Genomic DNA, 15249 nt, shown 5'->3' with positions numbered 1-15249 from the left:
GAGATTCCAAAACGCAGTAGACGTTTAAGGAAATTCTCAGGTCTATTTTTTGCGATTCCTCCTAACTTCTGCTGTCCTGTGGTAAAATATATTAAAAAATGGAGGTGGACTTCATCAAAGGACAAATCAGAAAAGCAATAAGTGGATTTTATTACGTATATAAAGATGGAGAGACCTATCAAACAAGAGGACGTGGGAATTTCCGTAATCGAAAGATCACTCCACTCGTTGGAGATCAAGTGGTGTTTGAAAGCGAAAATAAGACAGACGGCTACTTGCTAGAAGTTTTACCACGTAAAAATCAGTTAGTACGCCCGCCAGTCGCAAATGTCGATCTAGGTGTCGTTGTCACTAGTTTGATTGAACCTACATTCTCCTATAATCTTCTTGATCGTTTTTTGGTCATGTTAGAATATGAATCGATCGAACCAGTCATTTATTTGACGAAGACGGATCTAGCTGTCGAACAAACAAAAATCCAAGAAATCAAAGACACCTATGAAAAAATCGGCTATCCAGTGATCGTGCCTCACGAACAAGGAGATACGGAAGAACTGGTACGCTATTTCCCAGAAAGATTGACCGTTTTTATGGGACAGTCTGGCGCCGGTAAATCAACCTTGCTCAATCAAATCTCCCCAGAGCTTGAATTAGAGACAGGCGAGATCTCCGACTCTCTAGGACGCGGACGTCACACGACGAGACATGTCGAATTATTGCCGCTTTATGACGGGTTAGTTGCTGATACACCAGGGTTCAGCTCCATCGATTTTTTAGTCATCGAGCCTGTTGAGTTAGCGAAACAATTCCCTGAATTCGTCGAAGCTTCGAACGACTGTCGCTTCAGAGAGTGTATGCACGTAAAAGAACCAGATTGTGAAGTCAAACGAAGAGTAGAAACAAAAGAAATTGCCCAGACCCGCTATGACAATTACTTGCAATTTTTGCAAGAAGTTGAAAATCGTAAACCAATGTATAACAAAAAACAAAGCAGAAGGAAATAGGAGGATATTTTTATGAAAATAGCACCATCGATTTTAAGCGCAGATTTTGCAAATCTTCAAACAGACATCGAACGAGTAGAAAAAGGCGGCGCAGACTATATCCATGTGGACGTGATGGATGGACAATTCGTTCCTAACATCACATTTGGATCAAACGTCGTACAAGCAATCCGTCCGGTCACAAAATTACCGCTAGACGTTCATTTGATGATCATCAATCCTGAAAATTATATTGCCGATTTTGCAAAAGCGGGTTCAGATATCATCACTGTTCATGTGGAATCGACGGTGCATATCCATCGTGCAATCCAGATGATCAAAGATTTAGATGTCAAAGCAGGTGTCGTTGTTAATCCGGGTACACCGATCGAAATGATCAAGCATGTCTTGCCTTTAGTCGACCAAGTGCTAGTGATGACTGTCAATCCTGGCTTTGGCGGACAGAGTTTTATTACAGAAACGGTGGATAAAATCGCTGAATTAGCAGAATTACGCACAGCGAATAATTGGAACTACCAAATCGAAGTAGATGGCGGGATCGTTCCAGAAACAGCAAAAATCTGTCAAGAAGCAGGTGCAGATGTATTTGTGGCAGGCTCTTATGTTTACAGTGCAGAAGACCCAGCTACTCAGATCGATCAATTGAAAAAGGCGTTGAGTTAATGGAAGTATTACTTGTCGCAGGCGGTTCAACAGAAAATTGGCCAGATTTGTCACAGCGAGCATTTAATCGCTACGTGGGGATCGACCGTGGGGCACTCTATCTGCTTGAAAAAGGTTACCCCTTGGATTTAGCAATCGGTGATTTTGATTCATTGTCTTCCGCGGAATTTCAACGAGTATCCGAAGAAGCGGTCGAGATACATCAAGCACCAGCAGAAAAAGACGATACAGATACACAACTCGGTTTGGCAAAGACATTCGAACACTTTCCAGAGGCAAACGTGACGCTGATCGGGGCAACCGGTGGCCGAGTGGATCATCTATTAGCCAATCTATGGTTGGTATTAGAACCACGCTTCCAGCCTTTTGTTCGCCAAATCGAGATACAAGACAAACAAAATGTGATCACTTACTATCTGCCAGGAACTTACGAGATCAAAAAAATCCCTGAAATGAAGTATTTGGCTTATTGTTGTTTGACCCCTGTGAGTCATTTGACCTTAACTGACAGTAAATATGAACTATCGAATGAGGAAGTACCTCGTCCAACATCTTATGCAAGCAATGAATTTGTCACAGATAAAGCATCTTTTGCCTTCTCGAAAGGGATCATTTCAGTCATCCAAAGTAAAGATTAAGTGATCGGTTCATCAGAAACTGACAATTGGTTTAAAGGGAAAAAATGACAGTTTGAATTAATTGCTAAAAAAAGCTTAAAAGAAGGGTCGAGCCTTTTGTTTCCTCGTATTTAATGATAGAATTACAGTTAAGAGTCTAATTTAATTCGAGGTGTCTTTGTGAAGAAGTTCAATCCTAATAAAAATATCATTATTACCTTAGTTATCGTTATTATCGTAGTAACGGTCCTAAGTGTGACTGCTGCCCAGCGAGCGAATGAAGGAAAGCCTAATTTCTTCCAATCTATTGTGAACGACAGTGTCTCTTTTGTCGATCGGACGATCTCTGCTCCGGTCAAATGGGTCCAAAATGGTGTGGATTCCGTCCATCATTTGTTTACCACTTATTCAGAAAATGAACGGCTAAAAGGAAAAATCGATAGCTATGATGAGATGGCCCAAAAAAACCAAAACATGCAAAAAGAAATCGACGCACTAAAAAGCGAACTCGATTTGAGTCAAACCTTGACGAGCTACGAAAGAGTCACGGCAAACGTGATCACTCGTTCACCTGACTCATGGCAAGATCTCTTAGTCGTCGACAAAGGCTCAAACGATGGAATCGAAGTCAATATGGCAGTCATGGCACAAAAAGGTTTAGTCGGACGTGTCATCGAAGTCAATGCCACTTCTTCTAAAGTAGAATTACTGACTTCATCAAATGTAAGTTCCAACCATTTCCCTGTACGAGTATCTTCTGGAGACGGAGAATCTTTCGGTTTACTCAAGAATTATGATGAAAAATTACAAGCGCTAGTTGTCACACAGCTAACAGGTGACAGTGAGATCAAAGAAGGCGATGTAGTACAAACATCAGGGCTTGGGGGCAATTCACCAGCAGATCTGCGGATCGGGACAGTGATCAAAACAAAACCAGATAGTTATGGACTAGATCGTGAAGTCTATGTCAAACCTTACGCGGATATGTATGATCTTCCAGTGGTAACGATCATCAAACGTCTTGTGGAGGAATAGTCCATGCTAAAAAAAGAGAAAATGACTATTTATTTGCCGATTTTATTGTTTCTACTCATGTTGATCGATGGGCATTTTACCCGAATGATGATCAGATTGTCGAACGGTGACTACATGGCAAGTGCGCATCTTTTGATATTGACTTTACTATTTTGTAGTTTGAGTTTTTCCAAAAGATATTTATTGATCACGACTTTAGTTTTAGGTATTATCTTTGATTCTTACTATATTGGCGTAATCGGGATATACGCAGTTGCCTTACCTTTATTAGTATTTATCATGTATGGGATGAAATCAGTCATCCACGTAAGTATCTTCACTGAGTTTTTTAGTTTGATCATCTTCATTACAGGCTACGAGTTATTTACATTGCTCGTACAAATGGTTTTCAAACTAGCAACTGTCGACAGTACTTACTTCATTACTAAATATTTAGGACCAACATTATTATTGAATATGATTCTGTTTGCCCTACTTGTATTTCCATTGAAGAAGCTATTCAAAGAAGAATAGCTTCTTTTTTTATTTAATTTAAAACAGACATTATTTAATTTACAGAAAATCTATTATGAAAATAACCAATCCATCTTACATTTCTGTCATTATAATCAGTTGTTTTGAAATGTTTTTGTAACATAACTATTATCTCATTGACATACAGCTATGGTACAATTTTGTTATCGTTAAGAAAGACTTAAATATTTTTAGATATTTATTAAATTAAGCCAGTCGGAGGAATGAAGAGTGAAAAAGAGTTTAATATCAGCAGTAATGGTAAGTTCAATGGCCTTGACTGCCGTAGCATCACCGATCGCAGCCGCGGCGGAAGATTTTGATTCTCAAATACAACAACAAGATCAAAAAATTGCGGAATTACAAAACCAACAAGCAAGTGCCCAATCTCAAATCGAGGCATTAGAAGGTCAAGTCGCTGACATTAATACAAAAGCTGAAACTTTATTAGCTAATCAAGCAACATTACGTCAAGAGTCTTCTCAATTGACACAAGAAATTGCAGATCTACAAGAACGTATCGAAAAACGTGAAGCTACGATCCAAGAACAAGCACGTGAAACACAAGTGAGTGGAACAAGCTCTAACTACATCGATGCAGTATTGAACGCTGAGTCATTCTCAGATGCAATCGGACGCGTTCAAGCAATGTCATCAATCGTACGTGCGAACCAAGATTTAGTGAAACAACAAAAAGAAGACAAACAAGCAGTTGAAGATAAAAAAGCTGAAAATGAAGCGAAGCAACAAGAGTTAGCGGAAAACCAAGCTTTGTTAGAATCACAAAAAGGCGATTTACTATCAAAACAAGCTGATTTAAATGTATTAAAAACTACTTTAGCGGCTGAACAAGCAACAGCAGAAGATAAAAAAGAAGACTTGAACCGCCAAAAAGCTGAAGCTGAAGCAGAGCAAGCACGTATTCGTGAACAAGCTCGTTTAGCAGAGCAAGCGCGTCAACAAGCAGCACAAGAACAAGCTGAAAGAGAAGCACGTGAACAAGCTGAAGCTGCGGCAGCAGCTGCAACAGCTCAATCACAAGCAGCATCTTCAACAGAAGAATCAGCAACTTCTACTGAAACTGAATCATCATCATCAGTCTCTTCAGAATCATCATCAAGTGCTGAATCTTCAACAGAATCATCATCAGTTCCTGAATCATCTACATCAACAGAAGATTCAACAACTGAAGATAGCAGTGTACCAGAATCTTCAACAGAAGAATCTAACACTACACCATCTGTTCCAGAAACATCAGAACCAGCAACACCTGCTGAACCGTCAACACCGGCGCCATCAACACCAGCGCCTACGCCAGAACCATCAACACCAATTCCATCAACTCCAGCACCAACTACTCCATCTACTAATGGAGCAGCAATCGTAGCTGAAGCGATGAAATACATTGGAACTCCTTATGTATGGGGTGGAAAAGATCCAAGTGGATTTGACTGTTCTGGATTTACACGTTATGTGTTCCTACAAGTAACTGGCCGTGACATCGGTGGTTGGACTGTTCCTCAAGAATCAGCTGGAGCAAGAATCTCAGTTTCTCAAGCAAAAGCTGGAGACCTATTATTCTGGGGATCAGCTGGTAGCACTTACCACGTAGCAATTTCTTTAGGTGGCGGACAATACATCCACGCACCACAACCTGGTGAAAGTGTTAAAATTGGCTCAGTTCAATGGTATGCACCTGACTTTGCTGTAAGTATGTAATTGATCAAGAACCAACTCAATCAAGAGTTGGTTCTTTTTTTTATAAAAAAGGATCGAACAAACAGCGATGAAAACTGTTTGTTCGATCCTTTGTAGCGTTTGTTATAAGACAGCTTAAATGAATTCTTCGGTCAAATCCATAAACTCTTGGATATCTTCTAAGACCATATCGATTCCTGCTTGCCAAAAATCAGGTTTCGTCAAGTCAACACCTAAGTGTTTTTGAGCCAAGTCTTCGGTTGTCATTGAAGCAGTGTCGCGTAATAAATCGATATACTCTTGTTCAAAACTTGCACCTTTTTGGTTAGCATAAGCATAGATCCCTAAACTAAACAAGTAACCAAAGGTATAAGGGAAATTGTAAAACGGTACATCATCAATAAAGAAATGTAGTTTTGCTGCCCAGAAATAAGGATGATACGTAGCCAACGCATTGGCATAGCCTTCTTTTTGCGCTTCAAGCATCATATCAGTGATTTCTTGCTCTGCAACTAAGCCTTTTTGGCGTGCCGTGTAAAATTGATTTTCAAAAATAAAGCGAGAATGGATATTCATGAACATTGCCAGAGCATTTTGTAATTTTGTATCCAGTAAATTGATTTTTTCTTCTTTTGTTTTTGCTGCTTTCAGTGTAGCATCAGCAACAATCAATTCGGCGAAGGTACTTGCTGTTTCAGCGACGTTCATTGCATATTCACGATTCAATGATGGCAGATCCCACATCGTACTACTATGGAAAGCATGACCCAACTCATGAGCTAATGTAGCCACTTCATTGACTGAATTGCTGTAAGTCATAAAGATTCTAGATTCTTGTGTCTCAGGCAATTCGGTACAGTAACCACCAGGGCGTTTGCCCGGACGATCTTCTGCTTCGATCCAACTTTTATCAAAAGCAGCTTGAGCAAATTCTGCCATTTTAGGACTGAATTTATTGAAATTATCGATGATAAATGCAGCTGCTTCATCAAAGGTAAACGTTTTTTCTTCCATTTCACCTAGAATGATCGGCGCATCTTGGTCTTGCCATTCCATTTTTTCTTTACCAAAAAGGTTTGCTTTTCTTGTTAAGTAGTCAACAAGCGGCTGCTTATTTTTTTGGATCGTTTCCCACATGATCTCTAATGTTTCTTTTTTCAAACGGTTATATTCCAGTGGTTCTTGTAAGAAATCGGTTTTGCCATGTAGTTTGTAGGTAGATAGGCGGAACCCGTCTAAATGATTCAACGTATCGGTGAATAAAGGTGCTTTTTCTTGCCAAGCAGTTTCCCAAGCAGTAAATAGTTGTTTACGTATTTCTGGGTCAGGATCGCTCATCATTTTATTGAATGCTTGACCAGCGGATAATTCAATGATTTCACCGTTTTGTTCAAATGGGACAGTCACACTTGCAACGATCGTATCGTAGTGACTACTCCAAGCATTCAAACCATCTAGTGATAATGTATTGATGATATGTTCTTCATTTTCTGATAATAAGCGTGCGCCATCACGACGGATTTCGTTCATACGAAAAGCAATCGAAGTCAATGGGGCTTGTGCAACTAAGTTTGTCCATTCGTTGTCAGATATTTCTGCAAATTTACTCGATAAAATCGTATCTGCCGCTTGCCAACGAGGTAATAAAGCATAAAGTTTTCCAGACAGGATCTTGGCAGCTGAATCTTTGACATCAGCAGACAATAAAGCGTTGATATAGCTGTTAGATTGACTAAAGCCATTTGTTACTTTTTCTTGAAGCGCTAAAATCGTCACAAGAGAATCGATCTCTTCAGAAGAAAATGTCCACTGACTGATTTGTTCATAATACGTTTCTATTTGTCGGTCTAGTTGTGCCAGACGTTCATTTAATTCGGTTGAAGCACTTCCTCCTGGAAAGATAGAATCCAAATCCCAGTTAAGCGAATAAGTCATCAAAAAACCCCTCTCATATTTATGGTACTGTCTCTAGTATAGCATTTAAGTAAAGGATAAGTCTTGGAGAAATCATTGTTGTTTTATGAAAAAAAAGCTATCATAGAGTGGAGAGGTGGATTATGGAATTTTTAAGAAAACAGAGAAAAAATGGGAATTTCTATTTAGTGTTTGCTTTAGTGATCATTGCTATTTTATTCTATAGTTCTTCGCAAACCTACGGACAGCAATCACAACTGTCAAGAATCGATGCATGGTTTCCCAACCAACCATTTAAAGACGCATTATCAGGTATACAGTTTACGTATGGAGAGAGTGTGATCAGCATCGAACACTCAGGATACAGTAAATTCATTGAGTTCTTTATAAGAAAAGGTGCCCATTTCGGTACGTATTTTCTATTGGGTGGCAGTCTATATCTAGGTGTCTATCCTAAAATGAAGATTTGGTGGTTGACTGGTGTCCTTGCGTGGTTATCTGCGACAGGTTATGCGGGATTGGATGAGTTTCATCAAATGGTAACAGGGGATCGTTCACCGATGTTCCAAGATGTCATGCTTGATTCGATGGGGGCGTTGACTGCTGTCGTTTTATGTATCCTGTTTACATTTATCAAGAAGAGAAAATAAAAAAAGAGCAGAGTTGCGTTTCATGCAACTCTGCTCTTTGCTATTGAACACGATTAAAAGATCAATACAGGTGTACCTTTTTCGACCATTCCAAACAATTCTTTCATGACTCCCGGCGGTGTGTTGACACAACCGTGAGAACCACGTGTTTTCCATAGGTCACCACCATATTCAGGTTGCCAATCGGAATCATGGATACCGATACCGGTCCAATCAACTGGCATCCAGTAGCTTACCGGACTTTCGTATGGTGTACCGTCATCATTTGTTCCTCTTAACACGGCATTTTCTTCTTTATTCCAAACATAGAAGACACCTGGAGGAGTAGGAGTAGAAGGTTTTCCTGAAACAATGGCTGTTTCAAGAGCGACTTTGCCATCTTTGTAGAACCACATATGCTGATTCTCTAAATCAACTTCGATATACGTATCTTCGATCAATTGATGATCGGCAGTTGTACTACCTTGAACGATCGGAGAGCGTGTAAAATCTTGTCCTGCTAAAATCGCTTCTGTTAAAGCTGATACTTCACTATCTGTTTGGATCGTCCAGCTGAATGTACCAGCAGGAACAGTTACTTCGCCACGTTTTGTACTCTTGAATTTCGTATCATTTGTACTTGTATTATATTTTTCGCCCAAGTCACTTACATATTGCCGAACTTTTTCTTGATCAAGAGCTGGTTTTCCGTCTTCGTAAGTCAACCATTCAACAATAAGTGAAGAAGAGATCGTGACTGTTTCACCGTTGATACTGTATGTTCCTTTTACTTTAGCAATGTTGTTCATTGTTGATAGTTGTTCAGTCAATTTCTTATCTGAAGATGTCACTGTCGGTTCTTTTTGGAAATCAGTAAGATCGATGGTATTTTTTCCAGTGTTCACGGCAGTGGTCAATTCTTTTGTGACAGCTTCGACATCAACCGCGTCACCTTTCACTTCAGGTTTGATTTTAAATGAGTCACCAGATTTTTCAATCGTTGCATCGGCAGTAGGCGTACGGTCTTTATTCAATTCACTCAATTCTGTAGATAATGTTTCGATCGTTTGTTCCAATTGATCGCTTTCGGTACTGATCGGATCGATTTCTTGATTTTCGGACGCAGAAACATAATTCATCCCCCAAGTCCAAGCATTTTGCGTTTTCAAGATCGAAGCAAGTTCAGTCGAAAAATCTTTTTTGTAGCCTAGATCTGATTTGGCAATTTCTTTCCAAACAGTTCCATTTTCTTTGATGGAAATGGTTTTGTTGGAATAAGCATCTCTGAGCTTGTCATTTGCTTGAGTGATGGTCAAATTACTTACATTGATCGAATTGACTTCCGTTTTAGGAAGGAAACGATTCGTGTAATATGTACTACGATAGGTGTAAAAGCCGATTAATACTAGAATCACACCGAGAACAGAAAGCAAACCAATACGCATTGATTTTTTTCGATGAGAAGATCTTGTCATATCTGCAACTCCTTAATAATAATAGTTATAGGGTGTAACGACTCTATCATAGCATAATTTACAGTAAAAGACGAAATGATGTCCCTCTTTATACAAAAATTAACATACTGCACGGTAAAATAACATTTGTTAGATGTAATTTTGCTATGGAAAATCGTATAAAAAAACAGGAGATCCTAGAAAATGGAAGGTCAATTTTCAGAATCTCCTGCGAAGGTCAGTTGTTAAAACGTCGTTTATTCGGTTTTATGAGTCAACGGACGTTCAAATTATTTTGGATTATTCTGCGTCTAATGCAGCAAAAGCTTCATCTAAGATGTCTTTTAATTGTTTTGCTGACGCAGCCATACGATCTTGTTCACTATCGCTTAGTGGAATTTCGATGACTTTTTGGATACCTTGACGGTTGATAACTGCTGGTGCGCCAATATAGATATCGTTTAGTCCGTATTCGCCATTCATGTAAACAGATAATGGAAGAACGGCATTTTCATCATCTAAGATCGCGCGAGTGATACGTGCTAATGCAACAGCGATACCGTAGAATGTTGCACCTTTTTTCTCGATGATCGTATACGCAGCATCACGTACACCAAAGAATAAGTTAACCATTGCTTCTTCATCAACGTCTGGATTATTTTTGACCCATTCATAGATTTGTAGACCAGCAACATTGGCATGTGACCATACTGGGAATTCAGAATCACCATGTTCACCTAAAATATACGCATGGACGTTACGTGCATCCACATCAACTAATTCAGCAAGTGCTTGACGGAAACGAGCAGAGTCAAGTGAAGTTCCTGAACCGATTACGCGCTCTTTAGGGAAACCTGAGAATTTCCAAGTAGAGTAAGTTAAAATATCAACTGGGTTAGCAGCGACTAAAAAGATACCGTTAAAGCCTGAGTCAACGATCTGTGTAACAACTTCGCGGTTGATTTTTAAGTTTTTATTTACTAGATCTAAACGTGTTTCACCTGGTTTTTGTGGTGCACCAGCTGTAATAACGACTAAATCTGCATCATGTGCATCTGCATAAGATGCAGAATAGATTTTTTTAGGTGAAGTAAATGCTAAAGCATGTGATAAGTCAATGGCATCCCCTTCAGTTTTTGCAGTATTTATATCAATGATCCCTACTTCTTGAGCGATGTTTTGTGTCACTAAAGCGAAAGCATAGCTAGAACCTACAGCACCGTCTCCGACAAGAATAACTTTTTGATGATCTTTTTTTTCTGTATTTGCAACCATTTGTATCAATCCTTCCATTGATTTGTTTTTCCCATGCCTATGCTAACATGTATAAAGCTCTCTGTCACGCTATTTGGTTATAAAATATAACAGATAACAAGGTTGTATCATATGTAATAGCTTACATGTGCGTTATTTCACTATTTAGTAAAACCAATGATTTCATTAGTTTTAGATTATAATTTTAATCATTTTTTCATTCATTAAGTTTCTCTTTTTAGCTGTAACAAAGGATTGTGTGTTATACTAATAAGAGCTAAAATAATAAAAAAATCGAGTCAAAGACTGGACCGCCTACGAGCAGTCCAGCCTTTTGTGCTGTTTATAAGATTGGATGAGCGTAAAAATGAAAATGATCGTAGGGCTTGGAAACCCGGGAACAAAATATGAACAAACAAAACATAATGTAGGCTTTATGGTGGTGGATCGTTTGGCTGGAAGAAATCAAGCTACCTTTAAGAAAAACACCTTTGAAGCTGAAGTAGCTGAATTTTTCCATGAAGGCGAAAAAATCTTATTAGTTAAACCTCAAACGTTTATGAATGAATCAGGCCGAGCAGTGGGGCCGTTGATGACTTATTTTGGAATCTACCCAGAAGAACTGGTGGTCGTCTATGATGATTTAGATTTAGCAATCGGTAAAATTCGATTGCGACAAAAAGGAAGTGCGGGAGGTCATAATGGGATCAAAAGTATCATCTCTCATTTGAATAGTACGGTCTTTGATCGAATAAAAGTCGGCATTGGCAGACCTGAAGGCAAAAAGACAGTGATCCAACATGTTCTTAGTCCTTTCAGTAAAGAAACACAGCCGTTGATCGAACAAAGTATCGATCAATCTGTCGCTGCTGTTGAATTTTTATTAGAAGGTCATTCCTTTATTGATACAATGAACAAATTTAATTAAGAAAGGAGAATGAACAGATGGATATGATCCAACTGATTGGCAAGGATACCCAAGTGGCTGAATGGTCCATGAATCTTGAACAGCGGATGTCCAGACAACTGATCACCGGTTTAGCTGGATCAGCTAAAACATTGTTGTTTGCACATGCGTTTAAAAAATTGAACAAAAATTTGATTATCCTGATGCCTAATTTATATTATGTCAACCAATTGGCAGAGGATCTACAACATGTCTTGCCGGCAGAAAGCATTCACCAATTCCCAGTAGATGAAGTTCTGTCCGCAGAAATGGCTTTTTCTTCTCCAGAGGCTCGGGCGGAACGTGTGGCAACATTGAATCGTTTGCAACAAAACGAGCCAGGAATCTACCTTCTCCCAGTGGCAGCATTACACAAACGTCTGCCCGACAAAGAAACATGGAGAAATGCTCAATTACATTGGCGAATTGGTGATGAGATCGCTATGGATTCATTACCACAACAACTCGTTTTGATGGGGTATGAGCGGACAGAAATGGTTGCAAAACCTGGAGAATTCAGTATGCGCGGGAGCATCATCGATATTTATCCGTTGACATTTGAATACCCAGTTCGTGTGGAGCTATTTGATATCGAAATTGATTCTATGAGATATTTTGAAGCCGATACGCAACGATCAATTGAAAAGATCGAAGAAGTATGGCTGCCACCCACGAGCGAGCAAGTTTATTCTCAAGAAAATCTACTTGATGGTATCAATAAAATTGAGAACTTATTAGAAAAGAAATTAGCAACAACATCAGAAGCTACGGAACGACAATTTTTACACGATTATTTCGGACAGTTGATATCAGAATGGCAACGAAATATCCCAACAGATGAGGCGAAGTTTTATGCGGATCTTCTGTATCCGGAACATTTGTCGATTTTGGATTACTTTCCGCAAGACAGCTTGCTGATCGTTGACGATTACCAACGAATCATGGAAACGAATCGTGAGATGGAGAGAGAAGCAGCGGAATGGCACACGCAAAAAATCAGTGAATTACGTGTGTTTTCTGAACAACAATTTGTGGCAGATGTGCATGGGATCATCCAAAAAGAAAAATTTGCGACTACTTTCTTCTCCTTGTTCCAAAAAGGGATGGGAAATCTAAGATTCCAAGCACTTTATCAGTTCCAATACCGCACGATGCAACAATTCTTTGGACAGATGCCATTGCTGAAAACAGAAATGGATCGTTGGCGCAAACAAGAGCAAACAGTCGTTATTTTCATTCCGACAAAAGAGCGTATCCGCAAAGCAGAACAAATGTTGCGCGATGAAGACATACTGGTCGTAGAAACAGAAGCGGATCAACTGATCAAAGGGCAAGTCCAGTTAGTTGAAGGCGCATTGATGACAGGTTTTGAACTACCACAAGAAAAAATCGTAACGATCACTGAGAAAGAAATCTTCCAAAAGACGACGAAAAAACAGACACGCCGTCAAACAGTGACAAATGCAGAACGCCTAAAAAGCTACAATGAGCTAAAAGCTGGAGACTATGTCGTCCATGCAAATCATGGGATCGGGAAATATATCGGCATGGAAACGCTAGAAGTCGATGGAGTCCACCAAGACTATATGACGATCATTTACCAAAATGATGATAAGCTCTTCATCCCTGTCACTCAGCTGAATTTGATCCAAAAATATGTGGCATCGGAATCCAAAACACCACGAATCAATAAACTTGGTGGGAGTGAATGGACGAAAACGAAACGAAAAATCTCCTCAAAAATCGAGGATATCGCGGATGATTTGATCCAGCTGTATGCGGTCAGAGAAGCAGAGAAAGGATACGCATATGGTCCTGATGACTCTTACCAAAAAGAATTTGAGAATGCTTTTCCATATTCGGAAACAGACGACCAATTACGAAGTGCAGCAGAAATCAAACGAGACATGGAAAAAGAAAAACCAATGGACCGCTTACTAGTGGGGGATGTTGGTTACGGGAAAACCGAAGTGGCGTTACGGGCGGCTTTTAAAGCAGTCAAAGAAAGCAAACAAGTAGCCTTTCTTGTACCGACAACGATCTTGGCACAGCAACATTATGAAACAATGCTAGAACGTTTTGAAGGATTCCCTGTCAATGTTGGGTTGTTAAGCCGTTTCCGAACGAAGAAACAACAAAAAGAAACGATCGAACAACTACGTACTGGACAACTAGACATCGTTGTCGGTACACACCGGGTGTTGTCAAAAGACATTGAATTCAGTGATCTCGGTCTACTAATCGTTGATGAAGAACAACGCTTTGGGGTCAAACATAAAGAACGTTTGAAACAGTTACGTGCGCAAGTAGATGTCCTGACTTTGACAGCGACACCGATTCCACGAACACTTCATATGTCGATGCTTGGTGTTCGCGATCTGTCGGTCATCGAAACACCACCGGCGAACCGCTACCCGATCCAAACCTATGTGATGGAGAAAAATCCTGGGGCGATTCGTGAAGCAATCCAACGGGAAATGGGACGAGGGGGACAAGTTTTCTACCTATATAACCGTGTCGAAACGATCGAGCGTAAAGTAGAGGAAATCCAAGCATTAGTTCCAGAAGCAAGAATCGCTTATGCCCATGGGCAGATGACGGAAGTCCAACTAGAAAACACCTTGTTCGACTTCATCGAAGGACAATACGATGTATTAGTGACGACGACAATCATCGAAACTGGGGTGGATATCCCAAATGCAAATACACTCTTTGTCGAAAATGCCGATTATATGGGTCTGTCGACACTGTATCAATTACGAGGACGTGTGGGACGAAGCAATCGTGTCGCTTATGCTTATTTTATGTATGAACAGCAAAAAATCCTGAATGAAGTCAGCGAGAAGCGTCTACAAGCGATCAAAGACTTTACGGAATTAGGTTCAGGCTTTAAAATTGCGATGCGGGATTTATCGATCCGTGGTGCAGGTAACTTGCTAGGGGCGCAACAACATGGCTTTATCGACGCGGTTGGTTTCGATATGTATTCTCAAATGTTGAGCGAAGAAGTTGCTCGAAAACAAGGGAAAAACCAACAAACAGAAAAAACTTCTGTTGAGATCGATCTCGGTGTGGATGCCTATCTACCAGAAAGCTACGTTTCAGATCAACGACAAAAAATCGAAATCTATAAACGAATTCGCGAGCTAGATTCACAAGAGATGTTGGACGAGCTAGAAGCAGATCTACTCGATCGTTTTGGTGAATATCCAGAAGAAGTCGCGCATTTATTGACGATCGGACAAATCAAGATGGACGGAGATCGTGCCTTGCTAGAGATGATCCGTAAGCAACAACAAACGATCGTATTCAAGTTGAGTAAAGTTGGGACAAAACGCTATACGGTTGAACAATTATTCGAAGCGTTGACTGCGACTAAACTAAAAGCAGGACTTGGCGTGGAGAAAGAGCAAATGATGATTCGTTTGACTTTACCACCACAAACAACGACAGCTGTTTGGTTGCAAGAAATCCAACAGTTTGTCAAGGCGTTACGCGAACAGAAATATGCGACTGCATAGG

At 39.9% G+C, this 15249-nt stretch carries 12 protein-coding genes; 9 read left to right on the top strand and 3 right to left on the bottom strand.

Annotation, left to right across the window (positions count from 1 at the left end):
* Positions 1 to 104: 104 nt before the first annotated feature.
* From rsgA to IGL24_RS14365, 6 genes are all read left to right on the top strand, one after another.
* Positions 105 to 1004 carry a ribosome small subunit-dependent GTPase A gene (gene rsgA / locus IGL24_RS14390; RefSeq protein WP_207699479.1) on the top strand — a complete coding sequence of 300 codons (900 nt, stop codon included), beginning with the start codon at positions 105 to 107 and terminating at the stop codon, positions 1002 to 1004.
* A gap of 12 nt (positions 1005 to 1016) precedes the next feature.
* Complete coding sequence (gene rpe / locus IGL24_RS14385; RefSeq protein WP_207699480.1) at positions 1017 to 1667, top strand: ribulose-phosphate 3-epimerase; 651 nt, start codon at positions 1017 to 1019, stop codon at positions 1665 to 1667.
* Entirely contained in the window at positions 1667 to 2305 is a 639-nt protein-coding gene (locus tag IGL24_RS14380; protein ID WP_207699481.1) for a thiamine diphosphokinase, read from the top strand. The genes rpe and IGL24_RS14380 overlap by 1 nt, the downstream gene beginning before the upstream one ends.
* A gap of 159 nt (positions 2306 to 2464) precedes the next feature.
* Complete coding sequence (mreC, locus tag IGL24_RS14375) at positions 2465 to 3319, top strand: rod shape-determining protein MreC (RefSeq protein ID WP_207699482.1); 855 nt, start codon at positions 2465 to 2467, stop codon at positions 3317 to 3319.
* Positions 3320 to 3322: 3 nt separating this feature from the next.
* On the top strand, positions 3323 to 3832 hold the full coding sequence (mreD, locus tag IGL24_RS14370) for a rod shape-determining protein MreD (protein ID WP_207699483.1): 510 nt from the start codon (positions 3323 to 3325) through the stop codon (positions 3830 to 3832).
* Between the two features lie 231 nt (positions 3833 to 4063).
* Positions 4064 to 5551, top strand: a complete 1488-nt coding sequence (locus IGL24_RS14365) for a PcsB-like coiled-coil domain-containing protein (protein WP_207699484.1) — start codon at positions 4064 to 4066, stop codon at positions 5549 to 5551.
* Between the two features lie 114 nt (positions 5552 to 5665).
* On the opposite strand, the gene IGL24_RS14360 is transcribed toward IGL24_RS14365, so the two are convergent.
* Positions 5666 to 7465, bottom strand: coding sequence for a M3 family oligoendopeptidase (locus tag IGL24_RS14360; protein WP_207699485.1), 1800 nt, complete (start codon positions 7463 to 7465; stop codon positions 5666 to 5668).
* Positions 7466 to 7587: 122 nt separating this feature from the next.
* Here IGL24_RS14360 and IGL24_RS14355 point away from each other — a divergent pair, with 122 nt between their 5' ends.
* Positions 7588 to 8094 carry a VanZ family protein gene (locus IGL24_RS14355; RefSeq protein ID WP_207699486.1) on the top strand — a complete coding sequence of 169 codons (507 nt, stop codon included), beginning with the start codon at positions 7588 to 7590 and terminating at the stop codon, positions 8092 to 8094.
* 53 nt (positions 8095 to 8147) lie between these two features.
* Here the strand turns inward: IGL24_RS14355 and IGL24_RS14350 are convergent, their stop codons facing one another.
* Positions 8148 to 9548, bottom strand: coding sequence for a L,D-transpeptidase family protein (locus tag IGL24_RS14350; protein ID WP_207699487.1), 1401 nt, complete (start codon positions 9546 to 9548; stop codon positions 8148 to 8150).
* Between the two features lie 279 nt (positions 9549 to 9827).
* Positions 9828 to 10802 (bottom strand): L-lactate dehydrogenase, encoded by a 975-nt coding sequence (locus tag IGL24_RS14345; RefSeq protein WP_206853280.1) that lies wholly within the window; start codon positions 10800 to 10802, stop codon positions 9828 to 9830.
* Between the two features lie 346 nt (positions 10803 to 11148).
* On the opposite strand from IGL24_RS14345, the gene pth reads away from it, so the two are divergent.
* Together pth and mfd are read left to right on the top strand one after the other, a co-directional pair.
* Positions 11149 to 11709, top strand: a complete 561-nt coding sequence (pth, locus tag IGL24_RS14340) for an aminoacyl-tRNA hydrolase (RefSeq protein ID WP_207699488.1) — start codon at positions 11149 to 11151, stop codon at positions 11707 to 11709.
* Between the two features lie 17 nt (positions 11710 to 11726).
* On the top strand, positions 11727 to 15248 hold the full coding sequence (gene mfd, locus IGL24_RS14335; RefSeq protein ID WP_207699489.1) for a transcription-repair coupling factor: 3522 nt from the start codon (positions 11727 to 11729) through the stop codon (positions 15246 to 15248).
* Position 15249 lies beyond the last annotated feature (1 nt).

Source organism: Enterococcus sp. DIV2371 (assembly GCF_050498525.1).
Taxonomy (GTDB): domain Bacteria; phylum Bacillota; class Bacilli; order Lactobacillales; family Enterococcaceae; genus Enterococcus_B; species Enterococcus_B mangumiae.
This window is presented reverse-complemented; position numbering and strand designations above follow the sequence as displayed.